This window comes from Hahella ganghwensis DSM 17046 (genome assembly GCF_000376785.1).
In the GTDB taxonomy this organism is placed as follows: Bacteria; Pseudomonadota; Gammaproteobacteria; order Pseudomonadales; family Oleiphilaceae; genus Hahella; species Hahella ganghwensis.
Genome location: NZ_AQXX01000023.1, coordinates 1 through 2995 on the forward strand (window position 1 = coordinate 1; position 2995 = coordinate 2995).

Annotated in this window: 4 protein-coding genes; all 4 read right to left on the reverse strand. The window is 46.2% G+C overall.

The window, feature by feature from the left end:
• Positions 1-107 precede the first annotated feature (107 nt).
• A complete protein-coding gene (locus F566_RS35075; protein ID WP_020404978.1) occupies positions 108-587 on the reverse strand; it encodes a transposase in 480 nt (159 codons plus the stop codon).
• 48 nt (positions 588-635) lie between these two features.
• Positions 636-1283, reverse strand: a complete 648-nt coding sequence (locus F566_RS35080; RefSeq protein ID WP_157496521.1) for a transposase — start codon at positions 1281-1283, stop codon at positions 636-638.
• 636 nt (positions 1284-1919) lie between these two features.
• Positions 1920-2354 (reverse strand): hypothetical protein, encoded by a 435-nt coding sequence (locus F566_RS36605; RefSeq protein ID WP_157496523.1) that lies wholly within the window; start codon positions 2352-2354, stop codon positions 1920-1922.
• Positions 2355-2778: 424 nt separating this feature from the next.
• A partial coding sequence (locus F566_RS36610) for a hypothetical protein (protein ID WP_211210559.1) occupies positions 2779-2995 on the reverse strand: 217 nt, incomplete at its 5' end.

Below are 2995 nucleotides of genomic sequence, written 5' to 3' on the forward strand. Positions count from 1 at the left end.
GGCGATACCAATGATGTAGTCCACGCCATGGCGATCCATCCAGTCCAACATGCGGTGATCGCCCAACTGTGCTTGGCTGCATCGATGTTACTTGGTAACCCCGTTTTTTACGCCGTCGTGAGCTGAGTTGAGTAAAACTTCCCTTTATTGACCAGATAAAATCCAAGCAATTGCATTATTCTTTCGACATTGTCGGCAGTTGCCTGCCATAAACCTAAGGCACAAAGAAGCTCGGCCAGCTTCTTCAAGATCTTTCTCAGGTTGAAGCCCGTCCCGCACAGTAATGCATGCACTTCGTTACCTTCTTGGCCTTTCAGATAACAACGATCCAGCAGGCCTTCCTGCTTGAGATGACCGATAATCGGCTCCACGCTGTTGCGCCGCCCTTGCTGGACGTGGGCTTTGTCCCGGCCCTTTTGTTTGCCGGTAATATGTACCTGAGCATAGGGCGTGGTCTCGCTGCCGCGATAGCCTCGATCCACCAGGGCATGCTCCGGCATGCGGCCCACGTGATCGAAGATCCGTAGCAAGGCGCCTTCCAGAGTGTGGCCGTCATAAGGGTTGTGAGGCAGTGCCTGACAATCCACCACCAGCCCCTCTTGGGCGGTGCTGGCGACACTGACTTTGCAGCCAAACTAATACGGCGTTCGGGACTTGCCCTTGGCAATGCAGACCACCTCAGGTTCATGCAGACTGTAGAGTTTGTGGGTGGTTTGGCGATCCAGGGTTTGAAGCTGGAGTTTCAGCGCCTGATAGTATTTCCGCTGTAACGCCGGACTCTGCTCGGGATAGGGTTTCTGCCGCATCACCTCACGAGCGACCCGACCCAGATAATTGCGCAGGGTCTTCAGCAATTTTCGCATGCGCTTGAACTGACGGGCATGGGCATAACGACTGATCTGGAATTGCAGGGATTTCAGCTTGCTCTCATAGGTCTGCCGGAAACGTACGCCTTCACGCTTGGCCAGCGCCACCAACTGGGTCAGGCATTTGGCCATCAACCTACTGTCGGTAGGATGGGCAATGGCCTTGGGCATCACGGTGGTATCTACCGCCACCATCTTGAAACTCTCTGGGCTGACCGTCCCCGTTGCCTCCGCCAGGCCCACACTCATCTTCAACAACACTCTGTCCCCTTTCTCGCCAATACGGCGACGGAAGCGGGACAGGGAGCTGCCATCCATGGGAAAGCGATGCTGGAACTCTTCTTCGCCACAGAAATATTGCCAGTAAGGGTTTTCGACCCAGCGCATGACCACCTGTTCGTCCGACAGTGAATGCATGTGTTTGGATTTTATTTGGTCAATAAAGGGAAGTTTTACTCAACTCAGCTCACGACGTACTAAGAGCCGGTTGGACTAAATGTTGGGGTAGGTCAGTGATGGATTTTTCTCGCTTAAGTTCTCCACAGAGGCAAGAGCTGTACTAAAAACTGGGGCAGGATCACCTGAGGAGGCTGAAAGAAAACCCATCTTCAAAGAAGGTGGGTTTATTACTTTTATCCATTTCCTAATATATTTACATTGAGGTACCAGGACTTACTATCTCTGAAGGATTTGCATCTTCTATCAACTTTTTTAAATGATGACTTATCACTAGGTGTTGTTTTCCTCCGGTCTTTGAACAGCTCTCCACTATCAGTACTGGTTTTGGGATTATTCATAAAAAGCTCCACATTTATTGAATTATATATCATATGTTTTTGTGGTTTTATATGAATGGTTTTTCTGTATTGTTTACGTTTTTTAAAGTTAAAAATGTTATGTATTTTGAAAGTAAATTATAAATAAATTTAATTTGGTAATATTTCTAATTTTTGCTTATAAAGTTAATGCTTTTGAAGCAGAATGAAAATAAAACATATTAATTAAATAGCCACCCTGTTTAGTGGTGGCTATCACATAGTCTGGATAGCTTTATTACCAGGGCTTAAACCGGGATCTTGAGGGCGGTGTGGTGATGGTTTTAACTTCGGGATGGAACTGGACAGTGGCCATAGCTGCGGTGCCGAGCGGTGCTTCAGAAGTATCGCCAGAAGCGCGAGAATAAATAGCCTTGCCCATTGGGCCAGGCTTCGCAAATGAATCCATCGCGCCAAGGTAGCCAAAAAACTGACATGACTTATACCCTAACGAATACATATAGTTCGCTAACTTCTGAGCAAATGGTTTCGATGAACTTGTTTTGGAAGGTTCTCCACTATGACAGTTGTAGCAAATAAGTTTACCTTTGTAAGAAAGAGGTAAATTTGAACAAAAGATACGATTCGCAACCTGTTGAAAAGAGACTTTCTCGCCTCCAGACTTAGCGCCATATATATAATCATCGCCTGGATGACAATGGCCGCGAACCAAAATCTGGTCTTCCTCTGTATAGTATCCGCGGAGACTAGTCGAATGTCCTGTACCTTCCCACTAAATCTCGCTGGTTAGAAATCCGTCGGTCATGTCGTCAGTCATGCAGTGTAAGTTTTTTTGAAAACCAAATTTCCCATCGGACTTAGTGTAGACTCCAGTAGCACGATATTCTTGGTAGGTCTTCAGAATTCCCGGATATTTGGGGTCAAATGGCATAAAATAAATCTTTGATGGCATAATTGATTACTCCAATTAAACAACAATGTAAAAGGTCCATAAAAACAATGAAGACCACTATTTAAAACCTGTCGACATCGACCACCTAAAATGACCCAAAACATCGTAGTCAGTATATTTTTACTACACTCTAACTCAGGCCTAAAAATGATTGGGCAGTATTCCCTATGACCAAATATTCGTCCTAATAATCTAGCCATGTATAGTAAACCGCCCATCCGACGTATTGGGGCGTTATCGTTTCTGTGCGCTCTGGAGTGCCATCAGCATCATCATCTCTTGTGTAAGAAGTACGCCCACCACTAGCGTCGTAGGTGTAAAGACTAATCTGATCCGCTGTGCCGTCTCCGTTATTGTCATAGCTATAAGACAGTCGATTGCCTTGGTCGTCGTAGGTGTAA